Raw genomic sequence first — 12,980 nt, forward strand, 5'->3', positions numbered from 1 at the left:
GAGTTAATGGGGATTCTAGGGTGCTTTTGCTTGCGTTTAAAAGCTCCCGTTCTCTATTTTTCAATTACACATTTAGTCAAAAACGCTTACTTGGCTGTCATCTGTACATTCGTTAAGCAATTCTTGGTTGGTTTTATGTAAAACAGGGTGCAAAAAATCAGGGGCGATTTCGGCCAAAGGCACCAATGTAAAACGACGTTGGTGCAATCTGGGATGAGGTAAATGCAGATTTTCTGTATCCAAAATCTGGTCAGAATAATACAGCATATCAATGTCAATCACTCTTGCCCCCCACCGTAAACGCCGTTCGCGCCCCAGCTGTTTTTCAATTTCAAGCGTTTGACTCAGCAATTCTTCAGGCGTCAAAATCGTTTCAATGCTAATCACCTGATTCAAAAAAGCGGGTTGGTCGGTCACTCCCCAAGGAGCCGTTTCATACAAATGCGACTGCAACATAACGGGCGCAATGCGTTCCGAAATCAAGTCCGTTGCTTTTGCCAAAGTGGCTTCCCGCTCGCCTAAATTTGCACCTAACAATAAAAAAACTGATTGTTGATTCATGCCGTAAAGGTAGGAAAACAAAAATAATGAAAAGAAACGGCCGCCTTTTGTCTTTCAATAAAAATTGCTAACGCTTCACACACATGAATATTATTACTAAGATAAACGTAACGGTCTTTGGCATTTTATCGGCGCTATCCTGCCTTGCACAGCAAGAAATCGCACTTTACTCAAGCACAGTCCCCAACGCAAAAGACGTTGTAAATGAAGAAGTAAAAACGGCTTCAAACGTCGTTTCAAAAGTATCACAACCTACCCTCACGGTATTTTTACCTCCAAAAGAAAAAGCCACGGGCGCATCTGTAATCATCTGCCCAGGAGGCGGTTACGGTGTTTTGGTCATCAAAAGAGAAGGCTACGATGTAGCCGAGGCTTTTACCAAGCAGGGCATCGCGGCATTTGTGTTAAAATACCGACTACCCAGCGACAAGACCATGATTGACCCTTCCATTGGGCCATTGCAAGATGCCCAGCAGGCCATAAAAACCATTCGCCAACGCGCCGCTGAATGGAACGTCGACCCCAAGAAAATCGGCATCATGGGCTTTTCAGCAGGCGGACATTTGGCCGCCACGGCAGGTACGCATTTTGAAAAACCCGTCCTTCCCACGACCGAAGGCATCAGCGTTCGACCCGATTTTATGATTTTGGTGTACCCAGTCATAAGTTTCATGGAAGGTATCGGCCACAAAGGTTCGGGGGCCAATCTTCTGGGCAAAAATGCTTCTTCCGAGCAAATCAAGCTTTTTTCAAACGAACTTCAGGTAACTTCTTCAACGCCACCAGCTTTCATCACCCACGCAAGCGACGATACCGTGGTGCCCGTTTCCAACAGTCTGCTATTTTACGAAGCCCTCCAACGAAACGCGGTTTCGAGCGAACTACACATTTATTCAAAAGGGGAACATGGCTACTTAAAAGTTCCTGCTTTTGACGAGTGGTTTGGCCGTTGTCTGCATTGGATGACCACGGCGGGTTTTGTAAAGTAGGAGGTATGAGGCTGGAAATAGGAGATAGGAAGTAAGAAATATGAATCCATTCTTACACTCTGCCTCTTATTTCCTACTTCTGACCTCCTACTTCTTATTTCATCTTTCTTCCCTCCCCTTTCCAACCTTTTCCTTCCGTTGGCTGCTCTTTGTGATTGAAAGCCAAATTCATGACCGAAAAAGAACTGATTCAACGCTGTCTTTCCGACGACCGTGCCGCCCAACGTCTTTTGTACGACCGTTATAAATCGGCCATGTACACGTTGGCCTACCGCATCACGGGCGATTTTGACGACGCCAACAGTGCCTTGCAGGACACGTTTTTGTCGGTGTTTCGCAACTTGGCCCAATATCGCGGCGAGGCTACGCTAGGCGCTTGGATTAAGTCGATTTTGGTTCGAAAAGCGTATCACAATGCCCAAATAAAACGACAATATATTTTGATGGATGAAATCCCGACCGACACCACAACCGTCGACTGGGGAAACGACTCTATTGAGGCCGCGCATTTGGAAAAAGCCATTTTAAGCCTACCCGAAGGCACGAGAACCGTATTTGTATTGACCGAAATCGAAGGCTATACGCACCGCGAAGTAGCCGAAATGCTCGGTGTGTCGGAGGGAACCTCTAAGTCGCAATTGTTTTACGCAAAAAAACGACTGAGAGAAATGTTGAAGAACACACCGTAGGGGCAGGGCTTGCCTCTGCCCGAAAAGGGGTTTGGGATTCTCAAATCCCAAACCATAAACAAACAAAACACAGGATGGAAAATTCATTGAAAGATACACTTCCGCAGTATTCCCCGCCCGAATCGGTCTGGGAAAATATTGAGCAGGCTCTCAATGAAGCGCCTTTGCAGGAAGCACTGGGCAAGCTACCAACCTACGAACCGCCCGTTCAGGCTTGGGTTGAGATTGCCGCCCAACTGCCAAACTCGCAAAGAACGTGGTGGCGATATGCGGCCGCCGCCGCCGTCGTGTTGGCGGTGGGAATTGGCGGGTATGTAGCCCTGCAACGAAACGCCGAAAAGGCAGCTATTTCGTATTCACAGGAAAAAATAAATCCCAAAACAATGGTCGCACCAGACGAGACTATTGACCAACAATACGCTCAATTACAGGCACTTTGCAAAGACAAAGTAACGGTTTGTGAAAAGCCCGAGTTTAAACATCTCAAACAAGAACTCGATAATCTCACGGCGGCAAGCAACCAACTCAAAGATGCGCTCGGCTCGTACAATACCGATGCGGCTTTGTCGGCTCAACTATCTGAAATTGAGCAGGAACGCGCCGATATTCTTCGAAAACTTAATGAAAGAATCTTGTAAACACATAGGTCTCATGGACCAAGATAGAAAAGCATAATCGTTAACAGCACATGAAATTCAAGCAATTATTATTTTCACTTATTCTTCTTTACGCGCTTCTTGCTCCTGGCTCCTCGCTTCTTGCGCAAACCCTGCAAGTAGTGACCAAAACGGTCGAGAAAACATTTGCGGCCGACCGATACCCCAAAGTTAGGGTGTGGGGCGAGCGCAGCGACATTGAAATAACGCCCTGGAACCGAAATGAAATCAAAGCCATCGTTGAACTGACGGCCAAACATCCCGACCGACACACTGCCGAAAAAGACCTCGAAACCCTACATTACACCGCCGATAATTCAGGCAGAACGGTGAGCCTGCACAATTTTGTGGTATTGACCAAAAATGGAGCCAAGCCCCAATCCAACCTCAAAGCACGCTTTACACTGTTTGTGCCGGCAAATTGTGCGGTCGAAATTCAAAACAGTTTCGGCAAAACAACCGTCAAAGGACTCCAAACGGTGATGCAGCTACAAACGGAATTTTGTACGATCGAACTAAGCGATTTACGCGGAAACATCACCGCTCGCACGCAATTCGGCGCTTTGAAAGCCGACAACCTCAGCGGAACCCTCAGCGTAGTAGCGGAGCGCACCGACCTCCTGCTCCAACAAATCAAGGGCGAATGCCGCGTAAGGGCGCAACACGGAAGCCTTGACATTCAGACCGATAAGTCGCAGGTTAAACTAGATGTAGAAACCAAAAACACTGAACTCCGCAACGGTACCACCGTGGCCAAGCATTAACACATTACCAGCTAACAACCATGAAAAAGTTAATTCATTTTCTATTTTTTATCATTCCGACGATAGGAGGAATCTCATCCACATTCGCCCAAGTCGACTCCATCCGCATCACCCATACGCAGGAAACCGGCACGCTTGAAAAACAGCGATTTATTGACCAGTATGACTATGTCTTTATGACCAAAGAGCCGACGAAGTGGATGCTGAAAGGCTATGGGAATATAAATAATTTACTCGGTTCTAATATTTTCCAAAAAGGGTATGTAAAAAGAACTGTTGATTTTAGATTGGGCGTAGAACGAAAGTTAAGCCCTTCATTTTCAATAGAAATAGACGTAGCGCGTGTTTCTAAGGTTCCTCTTACAGAAGCTGGCCTTATTGATTATTCGTATTACTATACATCAAGTGGTAATAGATGCTGGGCTACATCCGCCGAACTGAGGTGGTACTATGACATGGCAAAGCGTATTCGAAAGGGAAAAAGCAGTAACAATTTTTCGGGAAATTATTTATCGCTCAGGTATGAAAGATTATGGCAAAATGAAAATTCAGTGGCTACAGGGCTTTCTGGTACAAATGGAAAATGGAATACCGACTATTTCGGCAGTTATTACCATTCTCAACTCAGCTTGAACTATGGAATCCAGCGACGCTTTTTCAGATACGGTCTCATTGATTTTTCAATCGCATTAAACCGCAACACGAATCAGCAAATCCACCGGAAACTTACTTTCTTAGACGGCGACAATTCAATCAAGCAACCAGTAGACTGGAGTAATATTCAAGAAAGTATTACTTCAACTCCTCAACACAATTGGCTCATCACGACCAATTTCAAAGTAGGTGTGGCTTTGGCCGACTTCAAAAAATCGTCTAACATTCCGGCTTGTGATGTGTTTCAATGCTTTGAAAATGAAAACAACTTATGGAAAATCAGTTGGCCTCGGATTAGCCTCAGCACCTCTTTGCAGGCGCTTAACGGCAGTGTTGGATATGAGCAAAAAATTGCCAAATCTGCGTTTTCAGTCAATACCTATCTGAATTTATTTACTTTAAACAATCTTCAAAAAAACACGCAACAATATGACCCTGATACAGAAACTTATTTCACAGGTAATAGCCAAAGTCTAAGTCTTGGCGCACAGTTACATATTCAGCCACGCTGGTATTTTTTGATGAATCGTCAGGTCCGAGCGGGAAAATCAGGCAATAATTTATCAGGTCTTTATGCCGGAGTGAATAATGTTTTTTTTGGATCATACGGGTTCTTAGAAAACGACCGATATAAACTTGCTTTCGACCTTACTCCGATGTTTGTAAATACAGGCTTGTTGATGGGCTATCAACGGAAATTATTTAAGAATGGATTCATTGACTTAAATATAACGAAAGGATTGTTAGATAGAGAACCTTATTTATTAGGCCCAAACAACTTCATTTTTGACTTTAAACTCGGCTTTGCCCTCTAAACCTCAACAGCCATGAAAAAATTATTCCTTTTCCTTTATTCTACATTCTACCTTCTCAGCTCCACATTCGCCCAAACCGACTCCGTCCGCATTACGCATACGCAGGAGACTGGAACGCTCGAAAAACAGCGATTTATTGACCAGTATGACTATGTCTTTATGACTAAAGAGCCTACGAAGTGGATGTTGAAGGGGTATTTATCAGCCAGTCCTATACCTAGTTTACAATTACGAGGCCCGAGTAATGAAATCTCAGAAGGTTTACCTAGTTCATTATCCTATGCTTTTAGTTATGAACATAAAATTGGGTCTTCGTTCTCTATTGATATAGGCCTAAGTGGTGGTTACGTTAGTGATTTTCAATGGTCATCTCATTTTGCAAGTGCCGAAATTCGCTGGTTTTATGATATGAAAAAACGCTTAAAACAAGGTTTACAAGCTAACAACCTAACAGGTTCGTATATAGGTTTTAAGTACGGACAAGCTTTTGAAATACCCTCTATTAAGTTTGTGAGCAAATTACTCGAAGTACCATTCATCGGAAACCAATCCAATCAGTGGTATAAAAGCTCCCAAATTTTTGCTCTAAAATTAGGTACCCAAAAGAGATTTTTCAAGCGAGGATTTGCCGATTTCTCTCTCAATATTGGGCGCACTACTTACGATTTGACCCTACAAAATCAATCCAACATCAATGTTCCTGCCCCCAAGGACGAATGGTTTATATTTTCAGATGTAAAATTTGGTTTGGGATTTACTTCTGCAAAAAAAACAGAATCTCTCAATGCCAGTGATTGCAATGTTTGGAAGTGTTTTAAAGAAGAAAGCCACCTTTTTAAAATCAATATTGTCTCGCCTCTCACCCTAACCAATCGCCAATTTAACTTCTCTTTACCCGTTTCTTATGAAAGAAAGATTGTAAAATCAGCGTGGTCCATCAACACTGAATTAAGTCTATCTTTCGCATATTTGAGCAGAAAAGCGCTCCAATCATTTGGCTCGCAATTTTTGGTGGTTGGCAGTACCCTTTTAATACAGCCTAGGTACTACTACAACCTAAAGAAGCGAATAAGAGAGGGAAAATCGGCCAACAACCTTTCGGGGAACTACTTCGCCATTATGGGTAGCCAAGAGCTATCGTTTAGTGACATGGATTATAATCCTATTTTTCAAGTAAAACGAGAAACACGTTGGAACAATACCAGAGCTGCCTACGCGACTTGGGGAATGCAAAGAAGGATATTTGAAAAAGGTTTTTTTGATTTTCAACTCGGATTGCTCTACAAGGAGCGCTCCACTACCAAGCATCAACCTATTTTTGTACCTTACAGCAGTTTCAAACTCGGCTTCGCCCTCTAAACCCTCCATAGCCATGAAAACCACGCCTCCCCGACTGGTTTGCCTTAAATGTTAACTTTGTTGTTAAACACTCAACCACGCCCAAAAGCATCCCTGCATTTTTTGGCGTTTTTATGTACTTTTGTCAAAATGACATTGGTATGAGTCACCGCGCTATTCCTTCCGAACTCAAATCGTTGCTGGCAGACCTTAAAAAAGGGCTGGTGGAAGTATATGGTGAACGTTTACACCAAGTGGTTTTGTTTGGCTCGTATGCACGGGGAGACCAACAGGAAGAATCAGATGTGGATGTTTTGGTAATATTGAACGATGACAGCGTTCGCGGAATGAGTGAAATCAATACGTTAGTAGATTTATCGGATGCGCTCTACTGGAAGTACAATAAAATAGTCTCTGCCAAAGCAGCTTCTCTATCCAGATTCAACTTAAAACTACCTCTTTATCAAAATGTTAGAGAAGACGGAATTCCTGTATGAATCAATTAGAACTACATCTCAGTTGGCAAAAAGCATTGGATTGTCTAAATGATTCGCAAGAGTTGTTGGAACTTGGCTATTTTGAAGCCGCTACCAACAGAGCCTATTATGCGGTTTATCATGCGATCCATACCTTTTTGATGACGGTAGATGTATATCCAAAAACACACCAAGGAGCTCACAATAAATTCAATGAGCATTTTGTTAAAACAGGTTTGTTTCCTATCAACACTTCTAAATTAATTTTAAATTGTTTTGAAAAACGACAATTCGGAGATTATGAATTGGAGGAAGTCACAAAAGAAACCGCTCAATCGGCCGTCGAAGACGCCACTCTTTTAATTGAAATCAGTAAAAATAAAATTGCATCTTTTTTAAATTCGCCCGCCTCTCAATGAATTATATAAAAGCTTTTGCCCCGGCCACCGTTGCCAACGTAGCCTGTGGGTTTGATATTTTTGGATTTGCACTCGACGAACCCGGCGACATCGTAGAACTACGCAAACGCGATGAGCCCGGCATCATTATCAAAGACATCATCGGCGACGAAGGCCGCCTCCCGCGCGAACCTGAGCGCAACGCTGTGTCGGTAGTGATGCTTAAATTTCTGGAACACATCGGTTCTACCCAAGGGGTAGAAGTAACACTTCACAAAAACATGCCTTTGGGCAGCGGTATGGGTTCCAGCTCAGCCAGCTCGGTGGTGGGTATTTTTGCCATTAATGAGTTGTTGGGCCGTCCGTTGACGCAACGAGAATTGCTGCCGTTTGCGATGGAAGGTGAGCGAATCGCCTGCGGGGCGGCCCACGCCGACAATGTGGGGCCATCGCTATTGGGTGGGTTTGTGGTTATTCGCAGCTATTCGCCGTTGGATGTCTTCAAGGTCAAAGTTCCTGACGAACTGTATTGCACGCTGGTCCATCCCGACGTAGAAGTAAATACCAAAGATGCCCGTTATATTTTACGCAACGAAGTGTCGCTCAAAAACACTATTTCTCAAATGGGCAACGTAGCGGGGCTGATTGCGGGGCTGATGCAAGAAGATTACGACTTGGTCAGCCGTTCGATGGTGGATGTTATCATTGAGCCAGTACGCTCTATTCTTATTCCCGAGTTTGACCACGTGAAGCAGGCCGCCCTCGACAGCGGGGCCTTAGGGTGCAGTATTTCTGGTGCCGGCCCGTCCATGTTTGCACTCAGCCGTGGCCGCGACACCGCCGAGCGCGTTGCAAAAACCATGAGCGAAGCCTTCGGCAGCGTAGGCATTACCACCAAAAGTTACGTATCTCAAATCAACCAACAAGGCCCCAAGGTGCTGGAAACAGCGTAAACTCTATTTGTCATGCTGAAAGCATCTATAAAATCGTTCATTGCAGTTTTATTAGCTACCTCTTTCATTTCGTTTTCTGTTTCGGCGCAATCGCTCAAAAAACTGCCCGAAACCAAGTATTCACGCGCTGAAGTAGAAATGAACATGCGCTTTTTAGCCTCCGACGAGTTGCAGGGGCGGCGCACGGGTGAGCAAGGCAACTTAGTTGCGGCTCGGTACCTCGCGGAGCAATTTCGGTTTATGGGTATCAAACCCGCTCCTGGCCAAACGACCTATTTGCAACCTGTACCGTTTGTGATTCAAAAAAGCGCCAAAGAAGGGCTTTTAATTGTAAACAATGACACCTTACACTCGGGCAAAGAATTTGTGATTCTGGGCGGAGGCCCCGCCAACTTCAGCGCCGATGTGGTTTTTGTGGGCTATGGACAAGCCGCTGATTATACAAAAGATGTAAAAGGCAAAATCGTGGTGGCGCAGGTAGGCACGCCCGAATCAAAAACGCCACAGGAAATCTTTGCCGCCGCCAACGATAAGCGCAAACTTGCCACCGAAAAAGGAGCCGCCCTGCTCATTGAATTGTTTACCGCCCAAATCCCGTGGAACTTGGCGTCACGGTACTTCGGAAATGAAAAACTTAGTTTGGACAATGGCGGAAGCAACGGAGTAACGCACGTTTGGGTCAATGGCCAGCAAAAAAAATATACAGATTTATTTAAAAGCGGTGCCTCATCGGCCAAGTTTCAAACCACCGGCCGCGACCAACAAAATATCCTTTCTTATAATGTCGTGGGGGTCATTGAAGGAACCGACCCGGTGCTCAAAAATGAATACATTGTGGTATCGGCCCACTTTGACCACGTAGGCATGGGTAAAAAAGGGGGCAATACCTACACCCCAGCCGACAGTATTTTCAACGGTGCCCGCGACAATGCTTTCGGCACGGTGGCCATGTTGACCGCCGCCAAGACTTTATCTATCCAACCCGCCAAACGTTCCATCTTATTGATTGGCTACACAGCCGAAGAAGTGGGTTTATTGGGGAGCAAATATTATGCAGAGCACCCGTTGGTACCGCTGAATCAGTGCGTGTTTAACCTCAACAGCGACGGAGCCGGCTACAGCGACAAAACGCTCGTATCGGTCATTGGCCTCGACCGCACCAACTGCAAAGCGGAAATCGAAGCAGGCTGTAAAGCCTTTGGATTAGGCGTTTTTGGCGACCCAGCTCCTGAGCAAGGCCTTTTTGACCGCTCAGATAACGTAAGTTTAGCCGCCAAAGGCATTCCCGCCCCGGATTTCGCGCCTGGTTTCAAAAGTTTTGACGGTGAGATCGCCAAGTATTATCACCAAGCCACCGACAATCCTGACTCGGTAGATTTTGATTATCTGTTAAAATTCTGTCAATCATTTGCCTATTCGGCCCGGCTCATTGCCAATAAATCCGTTCGTCCTTACTGGATTGCGGGAGATAAGTATGAGCCCGCTGCCAAGGCGCTTTATGGAAAATAAGTGATTGTTTTTTGCTAATTTTGTTAAAATAACAAAAACATGGTAGAGGCTCAGACCAGACAAAAAGCACACGAATTGATTGACAGTGTAGAAGATGAATCTATTTTGGAAATAGTTGTGGCATTATTAAAAAGAGAAATAGAACGCAAATACACTGCCAATGATTACCGTAAAGCCGCTGTCATGAATGGCAGCCGGGTTGTTGCTAAATCATTCAAAAATTATGAAGGGTAAGGTATCCCAATGGGAAGTTGTTGAAGTTAATTTTCAAATGCACGATGGACGTTTTCTTCCTCACCCTGCTTTAGTTGTTTCAAATGATGAACTCTTCCTTGATGAAGAGTTTTCTATGCCGTATTAATGACAACCAAAAATTATTTTCCAAAATATACCATTGAAATCAAACCTGAAATGCTCTCCAAAGCATCTTCCCGTCAGGGATATTTTGCTACTCATATCGTTGGAATGTTCAACATGGAAGCGTTTTGAAGAAACAACATACTTTTTTAAAACCCGAATATTGTGATTTTGTAAGAAACAAAATCATTCATTCTATTTTTTAACTCCCACATGATCCGTAAAGCTGTTATACCTGCCGCTGGTTTAGGAACCCGATTCTTACCCGCAACAAAATCTCAACCCAAAGAAATGCTCCCCATCATCGACACGCCCACGATTCAGTACGTGGTGCAGGAAGCGGTGGACTCGGGCATTGAAGACATTCTCATCATTACCGGACGTGGCAAGCGCGCCATCGAAGACCACTTTGACCGTAATGTAGAACTGGAAGCCAAATTGGAAGAAAAACAAGACGAACTGCTTTGGAACGAAATGCGCCGTTTGTCCGACATGGCCAATATCCACTACGTTCGTCAGCGTGAAACCAACGGCCTCGGAGATGCCATCTACTACGCCAAACAACACGTTGGCAATGAGCCATTTGCGGTACTTCTGGGCGATACCATCATGGATTCGGTCATTCCCGTTACGCAACAATTGATAGATACCTACGAGCAATACCAAAGCACCGTGATTGCGGTCGAAACCGTACCGCGCGAGAAAGTAAACCGCTACGGAATTGTGGGCGGTACGGCGCTGAGCGATACCATCATGCAATTGGATGCCCTCATCGAAAAGCCTTCCATTGAGGCCGCCCCTTCTACCCTAGCTATTGCCGGCCGTTATATTCTTTCTCCCGAAATCTTTACGGCAATTGAACAAACTGGCAAAGGCAAAGGCGGTGAAATCCAACTCACCGACGCCTTCCAGATTCTGCTGCGCCGCGAAAGCATCTACGCCCACCGCATAGAAGGAGAGCGCCACGACATTGGCAATAAACTTGACTTTCTGAAAACAACCGTAAAATTTGCCCTTAAACGCAAGGAATTTTCGGCTCCGTTCCTCAAGTTTTTGAGGGCAACCTTGGCGGAATATGAGGGTAAATAAGGTTTTGTCGTGACAAACACCCCTTCCCCCATGCCAAACCTGCTGCTCATCGACGATGAAATCAAACTCCGAGGACTGCTCAAACGCATCCTGGAGTTTGAAGGCTATCACGTGAGCGAAGCCGACAATGCGCATTCAGCTTTTAAGATTCTGGAAAAACAGGACATTCAGGTGGTTGTTTGTGACGTAAAACTGCCTGATGCCCACGGCGTTGAACTTACTCAGCGCCTCAAAACGCAATTTCCACTTGTTGAAATAATCCTGCTGACGGCCTATGGTACCATAGCCGACGGAGTACAGGCCGTAAAAAATGGTGCGTTTGACTACCTCACCAAAGGCGACGACAACGACCGCATTGTACCGCTGGTAGCGCGGGCCACCGAAAAAGCCGAGCTTCGGCAGAAAGTCCATCGGCTAGAGGAAAAAGTAAATCAAAAATTTGGGTTCGGAAGTATCCTAGGAACTTCGCCCGCCATTCAAGAGGTCATAGAATTGGCCCAAAAAGTAGCCGTTACAGATACTACGGTGTTGCTTTTGGGCGAAACTGGTACGGGCAAAGAAGTATTTGCTCAAGCCATCCATCAACAGAGTCCACGATGCGATAAACCTTTTGTGGCGCTCAATTGCAGTGCATTCAGCCGTGAAATTCTGGAAAGTGAATTATTCGGACATCGCGCAGGGGCTTTCACAGGTGCGCTAAAAGACAAAAAAGGCTTGATGGAAGAAGCCCACGGCGGCACGTTGTTTCTGGATGAAATCGGTGAAATGAGTCCAGACCTTCAGGCCAAACTCTTGCGTGTTCTGGAAACAAATACTTTCTACAAAGTAGGCGACACCAAGCCAACCCAAGTCAGCGTTCGATTTGTGGCCGCCACCAACCGCGACTTACAAAAAGAAGCCGAAAACCAACACTTTCGCCTCGACTTATATTACCGTTTGTCGGTTTTTGAGATAAAACTTCCATCTCTTCGCAGTCGCGTTGAAGATATTCCGTTATTGGCAGCGCATTTTGTCCAAATCTATGCGGCTAAAATGAACCGCCCAACGCCAAAATTATCTGCATCATTTTTGGAAAAGCTACAGCAAAGTGCCTGGAAAGGCAATATCCGTGAATTAAAAAATGTGATTGAACGCGCCGTTATTCTGGCCGACCATGATGAATTAACCCCTCGGCAGCTTCCCTTTGAAATGCAGTTTAGCACCGCCAATTTCACCCCGGGTGTAGCGACATTGGCCGAAATTGAAAAACAGCACATTGACTGGATGTTGCACCATACCCAACACAACAAAACCGAAACCGCCCGCCTCCTCGGCATCGGTCTCACGACGCTGTATCGAAAAATTGAAGAATATGAATTGTAGCGCCGCAAAATTTTGAGGCTCTACCCTATCAAAATGAAAACCAACCCTTCCATTTTGGAAGGGTTTTTTATTGTTCAATTTACAAGACACACCATAAACCCCTCTTTTTTAACACCTTAATTACTTCCCATTTCGGCAGGCACAGCTTTGGCATGCCTAGGTGTGTCTCATTAAAACAAATTCTCATCATGGGTATGCTCATCATTCTTCTTTTCGCGGGCATTGGGTGCTTTGTCCTGTTCTACGGTTCTATTCGATTCTTTGAAAAAATCTAACGCTATGTTCACCGCTCTCTTCATCCTTGCTTTGGCTGTGTTTGGCTACTTAGTGTACGTCTTACTTAAGCCTGAAAAATTCTAGAAACTTCATT

At 45.0% G+C, this 12,980-nt stretch carries 17 protein-coding genes; 16 read left to right on the forward strand and 1 reads right to left on the reverse strand.

What is annotated here, in order from left to right:
* Positions 1-72 precede the first annotated feature (72 nt).
* On the reverse strand, positions 73-561 hold the full coding sequence (gene folK, locus DR864_RS10395; RefSeq protein WP_114066902.1) for a 2-amino-4-hydroxy-6-hydroxymethyldihydropteridine diphosphokinase: 489 nt from the start codon (positions 559-561) through the stop codon (positions 73-75).
* 83 nt (positions 562-644) lie between these two features.
* On the opposite strand from folK, the gene DR864_RS10400 reads away from it, so the two are divergent.
* From DR864_RS10400 to kdpF, 16 genes are all read left to right on the forward strand, one after another.
* The gene (locus DR864_RS10400; protein WP_114066903.1) at positions 645-1,550 is read left to right on the forward strand and encodes an alpha/beta hydrolase; all 906 of its coding nucleotides are present in this window, start codon (positions 645-647) and stop codon (positions 1,548-1,550) included.
* Positions 1,551-1,720: 170 nt separating this feature from the next.
* The gene (locus DR864_RS10405; RefSeq protein WP_114070235.1) at positions 1,721-2,239 is read left to right on the forward strand and encodes an RNA polymerase sigma factor; all 519 of its coding nucleotides are present in this window, start codon (positions 1,721-1,723) and stop codon (positions 2,237-2,239) included.
* 74 nt (positions 2,240-2,313) lie between these two features.
* Complete coding sequence (locus tag DR864_RS10410; protein ID WP_114066904.1) at positions 2,314-2,877, forward strand: hypothetical protein; 564 nt, start codon at positions 2,314-2,316, stop codon at positions 2,875-2,877.
* Between the two features lie 50 nt (positions 2,878-2,927).
* Positions 2,928-3,659 (forward strand): hypothetical protein, encoded by a 732-nt coding sequence (locus DR864_RS10415; protein WP_114066905.1) that lies wholly within the window; start codon positions 2,928-2,930, stop codon positions 3,657-3,659.
* 20 nt (positions 3,660-3,679) lie between these two features.
* The gene (locus DR864_RS10420) at positions 3,680-5,128 is read left to right on the forward strand and encodes a hypothetical protein (protein ID WP_114066906.1); all 1,449 of its coding nucleotides are present in this window, start codon (positions 3,680-3,682) and stop codon (positions 5,126-5,128) included.
* Between the two features lie 12 nt (positions 5,129-5,140).
* The gene (locus DR864_RS10425; protein ID WP_114066907.1) at positions 5,141-6,487 is read left to right on the forward strand and encodes a hypothetical protein; all 1,347 of its coding nucleotides are present in this window, start codon (positions 5,141-5,143) and stop codon (positions 6,485-6,487) included.
* Positions 6,488-6,627: 140 nt separating this feature from the next.
* Positions 6,628-6,963 (forward strand): nucleotidyltransferase family protein, encoded by a 336-nt coding sequence (locus tag DR864_RS10430; protein ID WP_162793705.1) that lies wholly within the window; start codon positions 6,628-6,630, stop codon positions 6,961-6,963.
* On the forward strand, positions 6,960-7,361 hold the full coding sequence (locus DR864_RS10435; protein ID WP_114066909.1) for a HEPN domain-containing protein: 402 nt from the start codon (positions 6,960-6,962) through the stop codon (positions 7,359-7,361). The genes DR864_RS10430 and DR864_RS10435 overlap by 4 nt, the downstream gene beginning before the upstream one ends.
* Entirely contained in the window at positions 7,358-8,293 is a 936-nt protein-coding gene (locus DR864_RS10440; protein WP_114066910.1) for a homoserine kinase, read from the forward strand. Before DR864_RS10435 ends, DR864_RS10440 begins: the two co-directional genes overlap by 4 nt.
* Before the next feature lie 12 nt (positions 8,294-8,305).
* Positions 8,306-9,802, forward strand: coding sequence for a M28 family peptidase (locus DR864_RS10445; protein WP_114066911.1), 1,497 nt, complete (start codon positions 8,306-8,308; stop codon positions 9,800-9,802).
* 39 nt (positions 9,803-9,841) lie between these two features.
* Positions 9,842-10,036 (forward strand): hypothetical protein, encoded by a 195-nt coding sequence (locus DR864_RS10450; protein WP_114066912.1) that lies wholly within the window; start codon positions 9,842-9,844, stop codon positions 10,034-10,036.
* Positions 10,026-10,163, forward strand: coding sequence for a type II toxin-antitoxin system PemK/MazF family toxin (locus tag DR864_RS29805; protein ID WP_162793707.1), 138 nt, complete (start codon positions 10,026-10,028; stop codon positions 10,161-10,163). Before DR864_RS10450 ends, DR864_RS29805 begins: the two co-directional genes overlap by 11 nt.
* Positions 10,163-10,291, forward strand: coding sequence for a hypothetical protein (locus DR864_RS30360; RefSeq protein ID WP_262510949.1), 129 nt, complete (start codon positions 10,163-10,165; stop codon positions 10,289-10,291). Before DR864_RS29805 ends, DR864_RS30360 begins: the two co-directional genes overlap by 1 nt.
* Positions 10,292-10,372: 81 nt before the next feature.
* The gene (gene galU / locus DR864_RS10455) at positions 10,373-11,248 is read left to right on the forward strand and encodes a UTP--glucose-1-phosphate uridylyltransferase GalU (protein ID WP_114066913.1); all 876 of its coding nucleotides are present in this window, start codon (positions 10,373-10,375) and stop codon (positions 11,246-11,248) included.
* A gap of 30 nt (positions 11,249-11,278) precedes the next feature.
* Positions 11,279-12,610, forward strand: a complete 1,332-nt coding sequence (locus DR864_RS10460) for a sigma-54-dependent transcriptional regulator (protein ID WP_114066914.1) — start codon at positions 11,279-11,281, stop codon at positions 12,608-12,610.
* A 279-nt stretch (positions 12,611-12,889) separates the two neighbouring features.
* The gene (gene kdpF, locus DR864_RS10465) at positions 12,890-12,970 is read left to right on the forward strand and encodes a K(+)-transporting ATPase subunit F (RefSeq protein ID WP_114070236.1); all 81 of its coding nucleotides are present in this window, start codon (positions 12,890-12,892) and stop codon (positions 12,968-12,970) included.
* The last annotated feature ends 10 nt before the right edge of the window (positions 12,971-12,980 follow it).

Source organism: Runella rosea (genome assembly GCF_003325355.1).
Lineage (GTDB): Bacteria > Bacteroidota > Bacteroidia > Cytophagales > Spirosomataceae > Runella > Runella rosea.

Bases quoted from the DNA above. Each gene is read 5' to 3' on its own strand.
- DR864_RS10460 (WP_114066914.1), top strand. From the start codon at position 11,279: ATGCCAAACCTGCTGCTCATCGACGATGAAATCAAACTCCGAGGACTG.
- folK (WP_114066902.1), bottom strand. From the start codon at position 561: ATGAATCAACAATCAGTTTTTTTATTGTTAGGTGCAAATTTAGGCGAG.
- DR864_RS10405 (WP_114070235.1), top strand. From the start codon at position 1,721: ATGACCGAAAAAGAACTGATTCAACGCTGTCTTTCCGACGACCGTGCC.
- DR864_RS10415 (WP_114066905.1), top strand. From the start codon at position 2,928: ATGAAATTCAAGCAATTATTATTTTCACTTATTCTTCTTTACGCGCTT.
- kdpF (WP_114070236.1), top strand. From the start codon at position 12,890: ATGTTCACCGCTCTCTTCATCCTTGCTTTGGCTGTGTTTGGCTACTTA.
- DR864_RS10400 (WP_114066903.1), top strand. From the start codon at position 645: ATGAATATTATTACTAAGATAAACGTAACGGTCTTTGGCATTTTATCG.
- DR864_RS10435 (WP_114066909.1), top strand. From the start codon at position 6,960: ATGAATCAATTAGAACTACATCTCAGTTGGCAAAAAGCATTGGATTGT.
- DR864_RS30360 (WP_262510949.1), top strand. From the start codon at position 10,163: ATGACAACCAAAAATTATTTTCCAAAATATACCATTGAAATCAAACCT.
- DR864_RS29805 (WP_162793707.1), top strand. From the start codon at position 10,026: ATGAAGGGTAAGGTATCCCAATGGGAAGTTGTTGAAGTTAATTTTCAA.
- galU (WP_114066913.1), top strand. From the start codon at position 10,373: ATGATCCGTAAAGCTGTTATACCTGCCGCTGGTTTAGGAACCCGATTC.
- DR864_RS10420 (WP_114066906.1), top strand. From the start codon at position 3,680: ATGAAAAAGTTAATTCATTTTCTATTTTTTATCATTCCGACGATAGGA.
- DR864_RS10450 (WP_114066912.1), top strand. From the start codon at position 9,842: ATGGTAGAGGCTCAGACCAGACAAAAAGCACACGAATTGATTGACAGT.
- DR864_RS10440 (WP_114066910.1), top strand. From the start codon at position 7,358: ATGAATTATATAAAAGCTTTTGCCCCGGCCACCGTTGCCAACGTAGCC.
- DR864_RS10425 (WP_114066907.1), top strand. From the start codon at position 5,141: ATGAAAAAATTATTCCTTTTCCTTTATTCTACATTCTACCTTCTCAGC.
- DR864_RS10410 (WP_114066904.1), top strand. From the start codon at position 2,314: ATGGAAAATTCATTGAAAGATACACTTCCGCAGTATTCCCCGCCCGAA.
- DR864_RS10430 (WP_162793705.1), top strand. From the start codon at position 6,628: ATGAGTCACCGCGCTATTCCTTCCGAACTCAAATCGTTGCTGGCAGAC.
- DR864_RS10445 (WP_114066911.1), top strand. From the start codon at position 8,306: ATGCTGAAAGCATCTATAAAATCGTTCATTGCAGTTTTATTAGCTACC.